Genomic DNA, 16,803 nt, shown 5'->3' with positions numbered 1-16,803 from the left:
GCGAAGCCACCATCGAACAGCGACAGCCATGAACATCAGAACGAAGACCTTAACGCTCATCCGCCTGGCATTGCCCATTCTGGCGCTTCTGCTGCCCGGTGTGGCAGCAGCCACCTGCACACGTCAGGACGGCAACGGGAATGCCGTGCGACCGACCTCCTCCACCTGGAGCGGCACCTTCATCCCGCGCAACAGCGGTACCGTCGGTACCCGGATGGCGTACACCGAGTTCACCGGGGCTGCGGTGTCCACCGGCATCTGCGCGGTCAACGCCGATGCAGACTGGTCGGGCGGCTACAAACTGCCTGCGGGCTGGAGCTGGGACGCGGCCAACAACTGGCTGCAGACCAATCTGCGTGGCGTTGCCTTCCGCATGACCGCCAAGGGCGCCAAGCTCACCGGCGGTGTCGAGCGGCCGCTGCAGTTCACCTACCGGCGCAGGATGACTGCTGCTGACGGCAGGCTGGTTCCGGGATATCCCAACCTGGTGCAGGTGTTCGATGACCAGGTGTACCTGCTCGAACTCGTCTGGAGCGAACCCACCATCGAATTCGGTCAGCTCAGCAACGGCGATTTTGCCTACTTCTACACCGACAACGTGACCAACGCGCCGTACCGTGTGTTCACGATGAGTGGCATGACGATCGTGGCACCTTCGTGTGACATCAACGCCAGCGACCTGAAGCAGTCGGTGGATCTGGGCCGGCATTCGGCCAGCGACCTGATGGCTGGCCCCAGCGCCTGGACGGACTTCTCGTTCACCTCCGAAAGCTGCGATGCCACGCGCTTCACCAATGCGCGCTTCACCTTCAGCGCGCCTGCGGTGTCCGGCACCGATCTGTTCGAGGTCAAGGGCGGGGCGACCGGCATAGGGCTGGCACTGGAAGCGATGCCGGCCAGTGGCGCGGTGACGGTCAAACCGAATACTGCGGTGTCCGTGCTGCCGCTGAGCACGGGCAGCCGTTACCTGTTCCGTGCGCGCCTGCAGGCGCTGGCGGGGCAGCAGCCCAGCGCCGGGACGATCAACACGCCGGTGCAGGTCACGGTTGACTTCATGTGAGCGTGAGCGTGTCAGTACTGCTGCGACGCGCGCGCTTTTCGCGTGGTGGGGCCTGGGCGGTCGGGCTCGCGCTGCTGCCCTTGCTGGCCTTGTGCGCGCTGTGGGTGTCCGGCTTCCATATCAACATGACCGCCAGTCTGCCGTATGGTCTGTACCGGGAAGTGGACGTGCCGGTGCAGCGTGGCGTGCTGGTGCTGGCCTGCCTGCCACAAGGACCGCACGCCGAACTTGCACGCCAACGCCATTATCTCTCGCCGGGGCACTGTCCCGCGCGCCTGGCACCGCTGATCAAACCCGTGGTGGCCGTTGCCGGTGACCAGGTTGTGTTTGCCGATGCCGCGGTGGAGGTCAACGGGGTGGCGCTGACCAACAGTGCGGCGCTGCCGCGTGATCCTTCCGGCCATCCGATGCCACGGCCGCAACCGCGACAGCAGCGCCTGGCCGATGGGCAACTGCTGCTGGTTTCCTCCTACAACCCGGGATCGTTCGACGGCCGCTACTTTGGCGTGCTTGACGCCGACGCCGTGCACGCTGTCGTTGAGCCGGTGCTCACCTGGCATCGTCGGGGGATGCGATGAGGGGGCGGGTGCCGTGGCTGCATCGCGGCCCCGCCGGTGGCGCGATGTGGGCATCGATGGTGGTGCCGGCTGCCTCGCTGCTGACCGCGCTGCCATCCAGCGCCTTGGCCGCCACAGGCAATGATGTGTGGAGCCGGCTGGATGAGCCGCTGCCTCGATCACCTGGACATGCCTACGTGGCCCTGCAGGACCTTGCCTTGCTGAGCCTGCGGCATGGCCTGCAGCAGCGCGCCGGTGAGACGCGGCTGGACTGGCGGGGCAGCCAGCATGCTGCACCTGGGGCGGCCTGGGTCGACGTGCGCGAGCAGCAGGTGCGTTATCGCAGCCGATCACAGGACGGCGGCCTGCGCGCGGATGTGCGGCAGCTCACGGCAGGCGCACAGCTGCTTGCCGACGACAGCGGCGGCCATCGCAGCCTGGGCGTGATCGTGCAACGCGCAGAAGGTCAGGTGCGGCAACGATCGACAAGCAAGGGCGTGCCGGCACGCACTACAGTGGACGTCGTGGGACTGCAGGCTACCTGGTTCGCCGATCCGCAGATGCAAGGTGGCTGGTACGCCGACGGCTGGGTGCAGCTCGGGCGCGCGCATCAGCAGGTCACGCCGGTGGACCAGCGGCCAGCGCAGCGGCATGTGGCCACCGTGCGTGGCGGCTCCCTGGAAGCGGGGTATGCGTACATCGTGCGTGATTCCGGCGACAGCCGGCTGCTGCTGGAGCCGCAGCTGCAGGTGAGCAGGGTCGATGTCCGCAGCCGCGAACGGGTGACGTTCGACGGCATGGCGGTGGCCGGTGCTGCAGGTGGGCTGCAGGTCCGCACCGGCCTGCGGCTGCACGGTCGCAGCAGCGACGCAGAACATGCCGTGGTGCAGCCTTACGCCGTGCTCAACCTTTACCGCACGGCGGAGCACGGCGCCCGTACCACTCGCAGCACCGAAGTGGCGGCGGGCATGCAGCTGCAGCTGGGACGCCGCATGAGTGCCTGGGGCGAGGCGTCGGTGCAGCGCGGCAGCCGCTTTGATGTGGCCGCTGCCCTGGTGGGGTTGAAAATCAACTGGTGAGCGCGGCGACGCAGCGGCGGCCGGCAAGTGCGGGCCACCGCTGCAATGCTGCCGCCCGGATCAGGGCTGCGCGGCTGCCTTGTCCTTCATCATCGCGTCGCGTGCTGCCTTGAACGGATTGCCCTCATACCAGTTCGGCCAGCGCTCGCCACCGGCCAGCTCGCGGCCCACCCCGTACAGCAGCTGCAGATCCTCGACGGTGCCATCGAGCTTCCAGGTCGCAGGGTCGTACTCATCGCCCGGGCCGTGGTAGCGGTTGCGACCGTAATCCTCACCTGCCGCGCGACCGGCTTCGACACCGCCCTCGCGCAGATCTTCGCCGCCGTCGGCATACAGCGCGGGCACGCCGGCTTTGGCGAAGTTGAAATGGTCCGACCGGAAGTAGAAACCACTCTGCACTGCGGTTTCGCCATGCAGGGTACGGTCCTGCGCGGCCGCCAGCGGCTTGAGGATGTCTTCCAGCTCCGAGCTGCCAAAACCGGTGACCGTCATGTCGCGGGCCCGGCCGGCCACCGACATCGCGTCGATGTTGATCACCCCGGCAATGCGGTCCAGCGGGAAGGTCGGGTGGCTGACGTAGTACTTCGAACCCAGCAGGCCGGATTCTTCCAGAGTGACCGCGAGGAACACCACCGAGCGCCGCGGCGCCGGTTGCTGATGCTTCATCGCATCGGCCACCTCCAGGATGCCGGCTACACCGGTGGCGTTGTCGATGGCACCGTTGTAGATGGTGTCGCCGTCTTCGCCTTCGTGCTTGCCCAGGTGGTCCCAGTGCGCCATGTACAACACGGCCTCATCGGCGCGGTCGGTCCCCGGCAGCACACCGATGACATTGCGCGAGGTCTTCGCCGAGGTGGTGCTGGCCAGGTCGACCGACAGCTTCGCCTTCAGCGGCACCGGCTTGAACCCGCGCCGGTTGGCATCCTTGTAAGCCTGGGCGAGGTCCAGGCCGGCACCGGCGAACAGCGTCTTGGCCGCCTCGGCGCTGAGCCAGCCCTGGGCGGGCAGACGCGGTTCCGGATCATCCTTGGCCGGCAGGTCGTACTGTGGGCCGGACCAGGAGTTCTTCACCACGTCCCAGCCGTAGGAAGCGCCGGGGGTGTCATGCACGATCAGCGCCGCCGCCGCCCCCTTGCGGGCGGCCTCTTCGAACTTGTAGGTCCAGCGCCCGTAGTAGGTCATGCGCTTGCCATCGAACAGGGTGGCGTCGTCGACGTGGAAGCCCGGATCATTGACGAACATCACCACGGTCTTGCCGGTCCAGTCCTGGCCGGCGTAATCGTTCCAGTTCTGCTCCGGTGCATCCACACCGTAGCCGACGAAGACCATGTCGCTGCCGTCGATCCTCACCTCGGTCTGGCCGGTGCGCGTGCCGATCACCATGTCCGTGCCGAACCGCAGCTCCTTGCGCTTGCCGGCCTGGTCGATGCGCAGCACAGTGCTCTCGCTGGCCGTGGTTTCGGTCATCGCCACGTCCTGGAACCAGCTGCCGTTGTTGCCCGGCTGCAGGCCGATGCGCTGCATCTGGTCGCGGATGTAGTTCACGGTGAGCTCCTCACCGTGGCTGCCCGGTGCGCGGCCTTCGAAGGCATCGGAGGCCAGCGTCTTCACCAGCTCGGCGAAGTCGGCTTCGGTGATTTCAGGAGTGAACGCATGGCTGCCGGCGGTAGCACCGGCGGGTGCGTCTGCCGGCGCGGGCGTGGTGTCGCCCTTGCAGGCGGTGAGGGCCGCAGCGGCGGCCAGGCAGAGCAGTAGTTTGCGGGGCATGAAGGGTCCTGCAGTTTGGGGCGCCACCTTCGCTGGTGACGCGCGGGATCAGTTTTCCGGCGCGCTGTCGCTGTCAAACGCGATCGCTTCGGCGCCGGTTACCGGGCCGGTGCGCGCGCTGCGATGCACGTACAGCACCACATCGCGCTCGAAGGTGAGCGTGCCTTCAACCACGGCGTTGGGGCCGACGATGACGCGCGGCTTGCGTGCCGGCGTCAATGAAAAGCTGAAGCTGGGCTTCTTGACCAGCAGGTTGCCGGCCAGCAGCGAGCCGACCCCGATGGTGACATCGCCGTTGACGGTGGTGACATCACCATCAACCCGTGTTTCCACCAGACCGATACCACCGTTGACGGTTTCCACGTCGCGCTGGATGTGGCTGCGGCGGTCGCTGAAGATGCTGCCATTGACCGTGCGCACATCGCCCTGTGCCACCACGTCGGTACCGAGCCGGACGCCGCCGTTGACGGTGGAGATGCCGCCGCTGTGCACGCGCTGGCCGAGCCGGATGCTGCCGTTCACGGTCTGGATGCCACCGGTCTCCACGCCGTCGGCCACCTTGATGCTGCCGTTGACGGTTTCCAGCGCGCCGTAGGCTTGGCCGGGTTCTGCGGAGATGCTGCCGTTGACCTTGCTGATGCCTTCCTGGGCCAGGGCCGGGCCGCAGGCCATGGCCAGTGCCAGCAGGAGGGGCAGGTGGAGATGTCTCATGGGTTCCTCACGGGGTCTCGCGGCTGGCAGGCCGCACGGGAAAGATGTCACCATGCGCACCTGCATTCCGCATCTGCCTGAAGTCACTGGAAAGCCCTTGCGCGCCAACGAGTTCCCCTCACGCATGGTTAACGTTTCGCGGCTGCGTACGCTGGCCGCGGCCGGTCTGGCGGTCGCTGTGCTGTGCACTGCGTTGCCCGCCGTGCAGGCGCAGAACACCCGTGAGGCCGAGCGCAAACTGCAGAAACTGCGCAGCGAGCTCAAGGGCGTCGCACAGGAGCGGCGCGAGCTTGACGGTCAGCGCGGCCAGGCCACGCGGCAGCTGCGCGAGATGGACGAGAAGGTCGCCCGCACCGGGCGCACGCTGGCCCAGACCGAGAGTGCGCTGAAGGCGCAGCAGGACCAGCTGGCACAACTGCGCCAGCGCCGCAGCACACTGCAGGGCAACCTGCAGCAGCAGCGCGCCGAGCTTGGCGAACTGCTGCGTGGGGCCTATCGGCTGGGAAACAATGCGCCCCTGAAGCTGCTGCTGGCGCAGGACTCGACCGCCGACGCCAGCCGCACGCTGGCCTACCATCGTTACCTGCAGCGCGAACGCAGCCAGCGTATCGCAGCGCTCAGCCACGACCTGGCCGAGCTGGATACCCTCGAGGCGCAGATCGGCCAGCGCCAGCAGGAACTGCAGAGCACCCAGCAGCAGCAGAAGCAGCAGGCGGCGGCGCTGGCCGCCGACCGCCGCGAGCGGCAGCAGTCGGTGGCCGCGCTGGAACAGCGCCTGCAGGACCGCAGCGAGCGCGAGAAAGCGCTGGGCAAGGATGCGCGCGCGCTGGAAACGCTGCTGGCCAACCTGCGCGCGGCGGCAGCACGCGCCGAGGCCGAGCGCCGCGCGGCAGCACGCCGCGCCGCTGCCGAAAAAGCTGCGGCCGATCGCGCGGCCGCACAGGGCGGCAGCGCACCGCGTCCGACGCGCACGCCGGTACCGGTGGCCACGGCACCCGCGCCGCGGGTGGGCGGACTGGGGTGGCCGCTCACCGGCAACCTGCTGGCCCGCTATGGCGGCCGCCTGCCGGATGGCCGCACCAGCAGCGGCGTGCTGATCGGCGCACCTGCCGGCAGCACGGTCACTGCGGTTGCCGATGGCACCGTGGTGTTCTCCGACTGGATGACCGGGTACGGCATGATCCTTATCATCGATCATGGCAACGGCTACATGAGCCTGTACGCGCACAACGACACCCTGCTCAAGGATGCGGGGGCGCGGGTCGCGCGTGGCGATGCGCTGGCCAAGGTCGGCAACTCGGGCGGGCAGGGCGTGACCGCCCTTTACTTCGAGCTGCGCCGCAACGGCCAGCCGGTCAACCCGGACAGCTGGCTGCAGCGGCGCTGAATCCGCCGCGGCGACGCGGTGCGGATTCAACGGGAATTTATCGAGGGTTGACGCATAATCGGGCCAGGCATCGACGTCGATGCGACCGTATCCTCCACAGGAGTGTTTCATGCGTGTAGCCCGAACCGCCACCCTGCTGCTGGCCTTGCTGCCTGTCGTTGCCTGGGCCCAGCCGGCGCCCCCGTCCGCATCGGCGACGGTGGAGGCGGAGGATGGCGAGGCGGCGACCTCGAAAGTGCCGCTTGAGGACATCCGGCGCTTCGTTGCGGTCTACAACGCGGTGCGTGCCGCCTACGTGGACCCGGTGCAGGACCAGCAGCTGATGAAGGCCGCCGTGCGTGGCCTCCTGCTCGACCTGGATCCGCACAGCACCTACTTTGACAAGGAAGATGCCGAAGCCTTCGACGAACAGGCCAGTGGTGCCTACGAGGGCATCGGCGTGGAGCTGCAGCAGCAGCCGGACAACAGCAGCCTGAAGGTGATCGCGCCGATCGATGGAACCCCGGCCGCTCGCGCCGGCGTGCTGGCCGGCGACCTGATCATCGCCATCGACGGCAAGCCGGTCAGCGCCATCGATGCCAGCGAGCCGCTGCGCGGCGCCGCCGGCAGCAAGGTGGTGCTGACGCTGGTGCGCGACGGGCGCGCCAAGCCCTTTGATGTCAGTCTGACCCGCGAGACGATCCGCATCGCGAGCGTGCGCAGCCGCATGCTCGAACCCGGTTACGGCTATGTACGCCTGAGTACCTTCCAGGCCGACACCGGCGCTGACTTCAACACGCAGGTGCAGCAGCTGCAGAAGCAGGCCGGCGGCCAGTTGAAGGGGCTGGTGCTGGACCTGCGCAGCAACCCGGGTGGTCTGCTGACCGCCGCCGTGCAGGTGGCCGACGATCTGCTCGACAAGGGCAACATCGTCAGCACCCGTGGCCGCATCAGCATCAGCGATACGCGCTTTGATGCAACCCCTGGTGACCTGCTCAAGGGCGCACCGGTCGTGGTGCTGGTCGACGCCGGCTCGGCCAGTGCCTCCGAAGTGCTGGCCGGCGCGCTGCGTGACAACGGTCGTGCACGGGTGGTGGGCAGCCGCACGTTCGGCAAGGGTTCGGTGCAGACCGTGCTGCCGCTGGACAACGGTGACTCGGTCAAGCTCACCACCGCGCGCTATTACACGCCCAGCGGCAAGTCTATCCAGGCCACCGGCATCGTGCCGGACGTGGAACTGCAGCCAACGCCGCAGGAGGGTGACGATGCACTGCCGGCAAGCGTCAGTGACTACAGTGAAGCGACCCTGCCCGGACATCTGCGTGGCGATGAGGAAGGGGGCGAAGGCTACAGCGCCGGTGCCGTGCTGACCGGCGACGGCCCGATCAACGATGCACTGGCCGAGCTCAAGCAGCCTGGCAGCGTGACCGCGCGCAAGCGGTGATGCCGCGCTCCCGTAGAGCCGACCCCATGGTCGGCTCACGCGCGCAGCGCGGGGGCGCTGCACCGTGCGTCGCGTAGCGCCGGGCTCTGCCCGGCGAGCGCGCAGCGCGGCTTCATCGCAGTTTGGCGCGACGCGCAGTACGCGCTGCTAGAACCCGTGGCGCTTGCGCAACCGCCGCGCGATCGCGGCGCGAACATAGACGCCATACAGCACGCCGAACACAAAGCCGGCGATATGCGCCCACCACGCCACCATGCCGAATGCGGGGCCGGTGTACGCGAACACCACCTGCAGTGCCGCCCACACCCCGATCAGCAGATACGCTGGCGCCCGCACGAACTCCAGGAACAGGCCGAGCGGGATCACCACGCCCAGCCGCGCGCCAGGAAACAGCGCCAGGTAGGCGCCGATCAGCGCTGACACTGCGCCGCTGGCCCCGATGATGATCTGGTCCGGGCTGCCCATCGTGTAGATCGCAGTGAGGTTGGCGATGGCCCCGCCCAGCAGGAACAGCAGCAGCAGCCGCCACGGTCCCAGCACGCGCTCGGCGGGCAGGCCGAAGATCAGCAGGAACACCAGGTTGCCCAGCAGGTGCGACCAGTCAGCATGCAGGAACAGCGCGGTGAACAGCCGCGAGACACTGCCGTCACGGAACATCGCCCACCAGTCCAGCGGGTGGGTCAGGCCGGTGGACAACGCGCCCCAGTCCAGCCAAAGCGCATTGCGTGCAGTCAGTGGACGACTGGTCCACCACAGAAAGGCCAGCCATACGGCCGCAAACAGCAGCGGGGTCGCCCAGCGCAAGGCAGGTTTTCCACGCGATGGCAGTGAAACGAACATGGGTTTGAGGATATCCCGGGACGGCGCGAACGACCGTCGCGCATTCAGCTTACAGCGACGTAACTGCCTGTAGCTGTTATTGTTTCATTAACAGCTCTGGGTAATACTCGCATACGGCGTCGTATGTCGGGAGGGGTTCCGGCGCACGGGTCAGGGCCTTTGGGTCCGGGCACGTGCAGGCGCGCGCAGAGCAAATCAACCGCTTTCCGGAGAGTACAAACGATGCAAACTGCTTCCACTTTCGCCCGCATCACCCTGCTGGCTGTCGGCGTCGCCGGCGCCCTGGCGGCGGCTGACGCCAACGCCGCCGCCTTCCAGTTGAAGGAAAACAGCGCCAAGGGCCTAGGCCGTGCGTTCGCCGGTTCGGCCAGCGCCCCGGGCGATGCCTCGATCATGGTCAACAACCCGGCCGGCATGCGCCAGCTGGACGGCCGCCAGTTCCAGGCCGACCTGAGCGCGGTGAGCTTCTCGGCCAAGTTCGATGGCGCCGGCCGCAACGCCGGCCCGACCGGTCCGGGCACCGGCACGCCGATCAGCGGCGGCAATGGCGGTGACGCCGGCAAGATCGCTGCCATCCCGGCTGCCTACTTCTACACCCCGGTCGGCGACCAGGCCCACCTGGGCGTGTCGCTGAGCGTGCCCTATGGCTTTGCCACCAAGTACGACAGTGACTGGATCGGCCGTTACAGCGGCACCCGCACCGAGATGGAAACCGTCGACCTCGGCTTTGCCGCGTCGTACGACGTCAACCCGTACGTGTCCTTCGGTGCCAGCGTGTTCGTCGAGCACATGACCATCGAACTGCGCAACGCCATCGACTTCGGCGCCATTGCCGCCCAGGCCGGTGCCCCGGGCTTCGCGCCGGGCAGCAACGACGGCGCGCTGAAGGTGAAGGGTGACAACAACGCGGTGGGCTGGACCATCGGCGGTCTGTTCAGCCCGGACGAGAACACCCACATCGGTATCAGCTACCGCTCCAAGGTCGAGCACAAGATCACCGGCGGCGATGCCACCTTCACCAAGAGCCCGGAAATCACCGGCCTGCTCGGCGCCGCACGCCCGGGCTGGTTCGTCGACACCAAGGGCCGCGCCACCGTGACCCTGCCGGCCTCGGCGACCTTCAGCGTGACCCACCAGGTGAATGACCGCCTGATGATTGCCGCTGACGTGACCCGTACCGCCTGGTCGACCGCCTTTGACCAGGTCACCATCGACTACGCGTCCAACCAGCCGGACTCGGTGCTGAAATTCGACTACCGCGACACGACCTTCGCCTCGATCGGTGCGGACTACAAGATCAACGACAAGCTGACCTTCCGCGGCGGCCTGGCGTACGACCAGACCCCGACCACCGACGCACACCGCGATGTGCGCGTGCCGGACACCACCCGCAAGTGGGTGACCCTGGGCCTGGGCTACAACGCCTCGGAGAACATGGAGTTCAACCTGGGCTACCTGCACATCTTCGCCTCCGATCCGAGCGTGACCACGGTTTCGGAAACCGGCAACGTCACCCGCGGCAAGTACAAGGTGGTGGGCGACGTGCTGGCGGCTTCGCTGAACTACAAGTTCTGATAGAAGCGTCATCGCAGACATGAAAAACCCCGCGCAAGCGGGGTTTTTCTTTTCGCGTCGATGTCACTGCAAGGTGCCGGACGCTGCCCGGCACCCGGCCCCGGTCAGTCGCCCAGGGTCAGCAGCGAGGCGTTGCCGCCGGCGGCGGTGGTGTTCACCGTCACCGTCTTTTCGGTGGCAAAGCGCAGCAGGTAGTGCGGGCCACCGGCCTTGGGGCCGGTGCCGGACAGGCCCTGGCCGCCGAAGGGCTGCACGCCGACCACCGCGCCGATCTGGTTGCGGTTGACGTAGACGTTGCCGACCTGGATGCCGGTGGTGATGCGCTCGACGGTCTCGTCGATGCGCGAGTGCACGCCCAGCGTCAGGCCGTAGCCGGTGGCGTTGATCTGGTCGATCACCGCATCGAGCTGGTCGTTCTTCCAGCGGATCACGTGCAGCACCGGCCCGAAGATCTCCCGCTGCAGCTGCGCCAGGTCCTTCAGCTCATACGCGCGCGGCGCAAAGAAGGTGCCGTGCGCAGCGTCATCGCCGAGCGTGGCGCTGGCGATCAGGCGGGCTTCGCGGTCCATGCGCTCGGCATGGTCCTTCAGGATCTGCAGCGCGTCGGCGTCGATCACCGGGCCGACGTCGGTGGACAACAGGCCCGGATCGCCGATCTTCAGTTCCTGCATCGCGCCGGCCAGCATCGACATCACCTTGTCGGCGATGTCGTCCTGCACGAACAGCACGCGGGCGGCCGAGCAGCGCTGGCCGGCCGAGGTGAAGGCCGATCCGATCGCGTCCTTGACCAGCTGCTCGGGCAGCGCCGAGGAGTCGGCAATGAACGCATTCTGGCCGCCGGTTTCGGCAATCAGCACGCCGATGGCCGCATCGCGCGCTGCCATGGCGCGGTTGATCGCACGGGCGGTGTCGGTCGAGCCGGTGAAGGCCACGCCCGCCACACGCGGGTCGGCGGTCAGCGCGGCACCGACGGTGGCACCGTCGCCCGGCAGGAACTGCAGCACGTCGGCGGGCACGCCGGCCTCATGCAGCAGCTTCACCGCGTAGTAGCCGATCAGGTTGGTCTGCTCGGCCGGCTTGGCGATGACGCTGTTGCCAGCGGCCAGTGCGGCGGCCACCTGGCCGAGGAAGATCGCCAGCGGGAAGTTCCACGGGCTGATGCAGACGAACACGCCGCGACCGTGCAGCTGCAGTTCGTTGCTCTCGCCGGTCGGGCTGGGCAGCTGTTCGGCATGACCGAACTGCTCGCGCGCCTGCTTGGCGTAGTAGCGCAGGAAGTCGACGGCCTCGCGCACTTCGGCCACACCGTCGGGCAGGCTCTTGCCGGCTTCCTTCACACACAGCGCCATGAACTCGGCAATGCGCGCTTCCAGCTGGTCGGCCGCATGCTCCAGGATCGCGGCGCGGCTGGCGGCCGGCGTGCGGTTCCAGCCCGGCTGGGCGGCCGTGGCGTTGGCCAGTGCCTTCTGCACGGTGGCTGCGTCGGCGGCCTGCCAGTGGCCGACCACCTCGCGGTTGTCGGCCGGGTTGCGCACCGGCTGCGCGGCGCCTTCGATGCGCGCGCCCGGCACCAGCGGTGCAGCCTGCCACGGCTTGACGGCGGCGTTGAGCTGCTCGGCCAGAGCGCGCAGTTCGTTGTCGTTGGCCAGATTGATGCCCATGGAGTTGTTCCTGTCGTGGTTCTGGCTGCGCAGCAGGTTCACCGGCAGCGGGATCTTGGGGTGCGGAATCGAGGCGAACGAGGACACCGCTTCCACCGGGTCGCGGATCAGATCGTCGATGGACACGTCTTCGTCGGTGATGCGGTTGACGAAGCTGGAGTTGGCGCCGTTTTCCAGCAGGCGGCGCACCAGGTACGGCAGCAGGTCCTCATGCGAGCCGACCGGCGCGTAGACACGGCAGGGTACATCCAGGCGGTCAGCCGGAATCACCTCGGCGTACAGGTCATCGCCCATGCCGTGCAGCTTCTGGTGCTCGTAGGTGCGACCGCGTGCGATCTGCTTCACCGCGGCGATGGTGGCCGCGTTGTGGGTGGCGAACATCGGGTACAGCGTGTCGCTGTGGTCCAGCAGGCGCTTGGCGCAGGCCAGGTAGGACACATCGGTGTTCTGCTTGCGGGTGAACACCGGGTAGCCGGGCAGGCCTTCGATCTGCGCGCGCTTGATCTCCGCATCCCAGTACGCGCCCTTGACCAGGCGCACCTGCAGCTTGTGGCCGATGCGGCGGGCCAGGTCGGCGAGGTAGTCGATCGTGTACGGCGTGCGCTTCTGGTAGGCCTGCACCACCACACCGAAGCCGTCCCAGCCCTGCAGCGAAGGATGGCTGACCACGCGCTCGATGATGTCCAGCGACAGTTCCAGGCGGTCGCTTTCCTCGGCATCCACCGTGCAGCCGATGCCGTAGGACTGGGCAAGCTGCGCCAGTTCCAGCACACCGGGCACCAGGTCGTGGAGCACGCGCTCGCGCTTGGCGTGCTCATAGCGCGGGTACAGCGCCGAGAGCTTGATCGAGATGCCGTGCGAGCGGGTCACATCGCCATCGGCCTTGCCGCCGCGGGCGATGTTGTCGCTGCCGATCGCGTGGATCGCGCGGCGATAGTCTTCCAGATAACGCTGCGCATCCTTCATGGTCAGCGCACCTTCGCCGAGCATGTCGAAGGAGTAGCGGTAATTGGCGTTGTCACCTTTGTGCGAACGGGTCAGCGCTTCGCCGATGGTCCGGCCCATCACGAACTGGTGGCCCATGATCTTCATCGCCTGGCGCACCGCCAGGCGGATCACCGGCTCGCCGACGCGCCCGACCAGGCGCTTGAAGGCGCCGTGGACGTCGCGCTTGGTCGCATCGGCCAGGTCAACCAGCTGGCCGGTCAGCATCAGGCCCCAGGTGGAGGCGTTGACCAGCACCGAATCGGACTGGCCCACGTGTTTCTTCCAGTCGGCCTCGCCGAGCTTGTCGCGGATCAGCTTGTCGGCGGTCTGCTGGTCGGGGATGCGCAGCAGCGCTTCGGCCACGCACATCAGCAGCACGCCTTCCTCGCTGCCCAGATCGTACTGGCGCATGAAGGCTTCGATGGCGCCCTGGTCCTTGGCGCGCACACGCACGCGGGCCACCAGGTCGGCGGCCATCGCCTGCACACGGGCCTGCTCGTCGGCCGGCAGACGGGCCTGCTCCAGCAGCTCACGGACATGGCTGGCTTCGTCCTTCAGCCAGGCAGCGGTGATCGCCTGGCGGAACGGGTTGGGCACGGCGGGAAGTTCAGGCGACAGCAGCGCTGTCGGCGGAGCCGATGCGGCGGAGGTCGCAGCGGAAGGGGACGAAGGTGAGTTCATGCCGTCTGACCAATGGAAAACTTGGCGATTTTAATCATTTTTTCGTGCTCAGGAAGTGCCCTGATGAACCTGTTTACACGCCCGATAGCCCCGCAGGGCGGTGGATGTGCCGAAATGCGAAGTGGCGCGAAGAATTGTGCTGAAATCGGCATTTCGGCCGCCGGTCCAATGCTGTGCTGCAGCACCGAAATACCGTGAATGGACCTTGCGGCGCGCGGTCAGCCGAGGCACCATCAAGTCGTTTCCCGCGACAGCAGTGCGGTTGCAACCCGGTCCCGATGCCGATGTCGGCAGAGAGGTGGACGGCCACGGGCCGCCCGGAGCGCAACCAACAACAATGCTTGAAAGCTTGCTCGCCGCCAGCGATGGCGGCAACCGACGACAGCAAAGGTCTAGGCAATGAAGCAAAGCAGAGGGTGGGGCACCACGTTGTACCTGCATGCAATGGCACTGGCCGCGCTGATGCTGGCGATGCCCGCCTGGGCGCAGTCGGCCGACCCGCGACCGTGGCAGCTCAACATGGGCAAGGGCGTCACCCAGACCTCGCGGCTGGCGTGGGAGTCGAACATGCTTTCGCTGATCGTGGTCACCGTCATCGGCGTGATCGTGTTCGGTGCGATGGCCTACGCCATGTTCAAGTTCCGCAGGTCCAAGGGTGCGGTGGCCGCCACCTTCAGTCACAACACCCGGGCCGAGATCATCTGGACGGTCATCCCGGTGGTGATCCTGGTGGTGATGGCCTGGCCGGCCACCGCCAACCTCATCAAGATGTATGACACCCGCGATGCCGAGATGACCATCAAGGTCACCGGCTACCAGTGGATGTGGAAATACGAGTATCTGGGCGAAGGGGTCGAGTTCACCAGCCGTCTGGACCGCGAGTCCGACCGCGTCCGCCAGAGCGGCATCGTGCCCACCCGCCAGAGCCACCCGCATTACCTGCTCGATGTGGACAACCGCCTGGTGCTGCCGGTGGACACCAAGGTCCGTTTCGTCATCACCTCCGACGATGTCATCCATGCCTGGTGGGTGCCTGCCCTGGGCTGGAAGCAGGATGCGATTCCCGGTTTCATCAACGAAGCCTGGACCCGCATCGAGCAGCCCGGCGTCTACCGCGGGCAGTGCGCCGAGCTGTGCGGCAAGGACCACGGCTTCATGCCGATCGTGGTCGAGGCGTTGCCCAAGGACCAGTTCCAGCGCTGGCTGGCGCAGAAGAAACCTGCGCCTGCGCCGGGCGTGCCCGCCGCCCCTGTGGCCGTCCCGACCGACGTCGCCCCCGCCGGGGCCACGCCTGCCGGCGCCGAGGAAGGCGATGCGCCGGCGCCATCGCCGAGCCCGCCGGAAAGCGCGTGACCTGATCCACCGGCGGCTGCAGCGGTGGCCGCACGGCACATGAAACTGAGAGGTGTTTTGCAATGACGCACTCGGCAGTTGGGCACGACGATCACCACGGGCACGCGCAGGGCTTTTTCGCCCGCTGGTTCTTCTCGACCAACCACAAGGACATCGGCACGCTGTACCTGGGTTTCAGCTTCATCATGTTCATCATCGGCGCGGCGATGAGCGTGGTGATCCGCGCCGAACTGGCCCAGCCCGGGCTGCAGTTCGTCAAGCCCGAGTTCTTCAACCAGATGACCACCGTGCATGCGCTGGTGATGATCTTCGGCGGCGTGATGCCGGCCTTTGTCGGTCTGGCCAACTGGATGATCCCGCTGCAGATCGGTGCGCCGGACATGGCGCTGCCGCGCATGAACAACTGGTCGTTCTGGCTGCTGCCGGTGGCCTTCAGCCTGCTGCTGGTGACCCTGTTCCTGCCCGGCGGCGCGCCGGCCGGTGGCTGGACCCTGTACCCGCCGCTGTCATTGCAGGGTGGCTACAACGTGGCCTTCAGCGTGTTCGCCATCCACGTGGCCGGCATCAGTTCCATCATGGGGGCCATCAACATCATCGCCACCGTGCTCAACATGCGCGCGCCGGGCATCGACCTGCTGAAGATGCCGATCTTCTGCTGGGCCTGGCTGATCACCGCTTTTCTGCTCATCGCGGTGATGCCGGTGCTGGCCGGTGCGGTGACCATGCTGCTCACCGACAAGTTCTTCGGCACCAGCTTCTTCAACGCCGCCGGCGGCGGTGACCCGGTGATGTACCAGCACATCTTCTGGTTTTTCGGCCACCCGGAGGTCTACATCATGATCCTGCCGGCTTTCGGCGTGGTCAGTGAGATCATCCCCACCTTCAGCCGCAAACCCCTGTTCGGTTATCAGGCGATGGTCTACGCCACCGCGGCCATCGCCTTCCTGTCGTTCATCGTATGGGCCCACCACATGTTCACCGTGGGCATGCCGCTGGGCGGCGAGATCTACTTCATGTTCGCCACCATGCTGATCTCCATTCCCACCGGGGTGAAGGTGTTCAACTGGGTCAGCACCATGTGGGAGGGGTCGCTGACCTTCGAAGCGCCGATGCTGTGGTCGGTGGCCTTCGTCATCCTGTTCACCATCGGCGGCTTCTCCGGGCTGATGCTGGCCATCGTCGCAGCCGACTTCCAGTACCACGACACCTACTTCGTGGTGGCGCACTTCCATTACGTGCTGGTCACCGGCGCGGTATTCGCGCTGATCGCTGCGGTTTACTACTGGTGGCCGAAGTGGACCGGGCGCATGTACAGCGAGAAGTGGGCCAAGGTGCACTTCTGGTGGTCGATCATCTTCGTCAACCTGCTGTTCTTCCCGCAGCACTTCCTCGGGTTGGCCGGCATGCCGCGGCGCATTCCCGATTACTCGGTGGCCTTTGCCGACTGGAATCTGATCAGCTCCATCGGTGCGTTCGGCATGTTCGTCACTCCCTTCATGATGGCCGCCATCCTGCTGTCCTCGCTGCGCAACGGCCCCAGGGCCGAGGCGCGCAGCTGGGAAGGCGCACGCGGGCTGGAGTGGACCGTACCGTCGCCGGCACCGGCGCATACCTTCACCACGCCGCCGACGATCCGCCGCGGCGATCTGGCCCATGACGATCTCGATCATTGAACGGAGGCGGCGCCATGCATGACCAGCAGCAGCGCAACGCACGCCGCAC

11 protein-coding genes and 1 pseudogene are annotated in these 16,803 nt (G+C 66.9%); 8 read left to right on the top strand and 4 right to left on the bottom strand.

The genetic code is table 11. The features are described 5' to 3' along the window. The first annotated feature begins 28 nt into the window (after positions 1-28). The 3 genes from RZA67_RS16120 to RZA67_RS16110 are packed head-to-tail and all read left to right on the top strand — an operon-like array spanning position 29 to position 2,696. Entirely contained in the window at positions 29-1,060 is a 1,032-nt protein-coding gene (locus RZA67_RS16120) for a fimbrial protein (protein WP_317213732.1), read from the top strand. Between the two features lie 8 nt (positions 1,061-1,068). After that, a complete protein-coding gene (gene traF / locus RZA67_RS16115) occupies positions 1,069-1,638 on the top strand; it encodes a conjugative transfer signal peptidase TraF (protein WP_317213731.1) in 570 nt (189 codons plus the stop codon). Between the two features lie 8 nt (positions 1,639-1,646). Then, on the top strand, positions 1,647-2,696 hold the full coding sequence (locus RZA67_RS16110; RefSeq protein WP_317213730.1) for an autotransporter outer membrane beta-barrel domain-containing protein: 1,050 nt from the start codon (positions 1,647-1,649) through the stop codon (positions 2,694-2,696). 60 nt (positions 2,697-2,756) lie between these two features. Here the strand turns inward: RZA67_RS16110 and RZA67_RS16105 are convergent, their stop codons facing one another. Continuing rightward, positions 2,757-4,463, bottom strand: a complete 1,707-nt coding sequence (locus tag RZA67_RS16105; RefSeq protein ID WP_317213729.1) for a M28 family metallopeptidase — start codon at positions 4,461-4,463, stop codon at positions 2,757-2,759. 48 nt (positions 4,464-4,511) lie between these two features. After that, a complete protein-coding gene (locus RZA67_RS16100) occupies positions 4,512-5,174 on the bottom strand; it encodes a hypothetical protein (protein WP_317213728.1) in 663 nt (220 codons plus the stop codon). A 124-nt stretch (positions 5,175-5,298) separates the two neighbouring features. Between RZA67_RS16100 and RZA67_RS16095 the strand changes: the two genes are divergently transcribed. Continuing rightward, complete coding sequence (locus tag RZA67_RS16095; RefSeq protein ID WP_317214057.1) at positions 5,299-6,561, top strand: peptidoglycan DD-metalloendopeptidase family protein; 1,263 nt, start codon at positions 5,299-5,301, stop codon at positions 6,559-6,561. A 109-nt stretch (positions 6,562-6,670) separates the two neighbouring features. After that, a pseudogene (locus RZA67_RS16090) lies at positions 6,671-7,975 on the top strand (S41 family peptidase); the annotation flags it as partial. A gap of 156 nt (positions 7,976-8,131) precedes the next feature. Here RZA67_RS16090 and RZA67_RS16085 read toward each other — a convergent pair. Next, entirely contained in the window at positions 8,132-8,824 is a 693-nt protein-coding gene (locus RZA67_RS16085; RefSeq protein WP_317213727.1) for a rhomboid family intramembrane serine protease, read from the bottom strand. Positions 8,825-9,046: 222 nt separating this feature from the next. Here RZA67_RS16085 and RZA67_RS16080 point away from each other — a divergent pair, with 222 nt between their 5' ends. Then, a complete protein-coding gene (locus tag RZA67_RS16080; protein ID WP_317213726.1) occupies positions 9,047-10,399 on the top strand; it encodes an outer membrane protein transport protein in 1,353 nt (450 codons plus the stop codon). 104 nt (positions 10,400-10,503) lie between these two features. On the opposite strand, the gene putA is transcribed toward RZA67_RS16080, so the two are convergent. Continuing rightward, complete coding sequence (gene putA, locus RZA67_RS16075; RefSeq protein WP_317213725.1) at positions 10,504-13,728, bottom strand: bifunctional proline dehydrogenase/L-glutamate gamma-semialdehyde dehydrogenase PutA; 3,225 nt, start codon at positions 13,726-13,728, stop codon at positions 10,504-10,506. 444 nt (positions 13,729-14,172) lie between these two features. Between putA and coxB the strand changes: the two genes are divergently transcribed. Together coxB and ctaD are read left to right on the top strand one after the other, a co-directional pair. Continuing rightward, positions 14,173-15,081, top strand: coding sequence for a cytochrome c oxidase subunit II (coxB, locus tag RZA67_RS16070; protein WP_317214054.1), 909 nt, complete (start codon positions 14,173-14,175; stop codon positions 15,079-15,081). 62 nt (positions 15,082-15,143) lie between these two features. Further along, positions 15,144-16,754 (top strand): cytochrome c oxidase subunit I, encoded by a 1,611-nt coding sequence (ctaD, locus tag RZA67_RS16065; RefSeq protein WP_317213724.1) that lies wholly within the window; start codon positions 15,144-15,146, stop codon positions 16,752-16,754. Positions 16,755-16,803 lie beyond the last annotated feature (49 nt).

Source organism: Stenotrophomonas sp. C3(2023), assembly GCF_032911385.1.
Taxonomy (GTDB): Bacteria; Pseudomonadota; Gammaproteobacteria; order Xanthomonadales; family Xanthomonadaceae; genus Stenotrophomonas.
The sequence above is the reverse complement of the archived record's forward strand: the minus strand, read 5'-3'. Positions and strand labels throughout refer to the sequence as shown.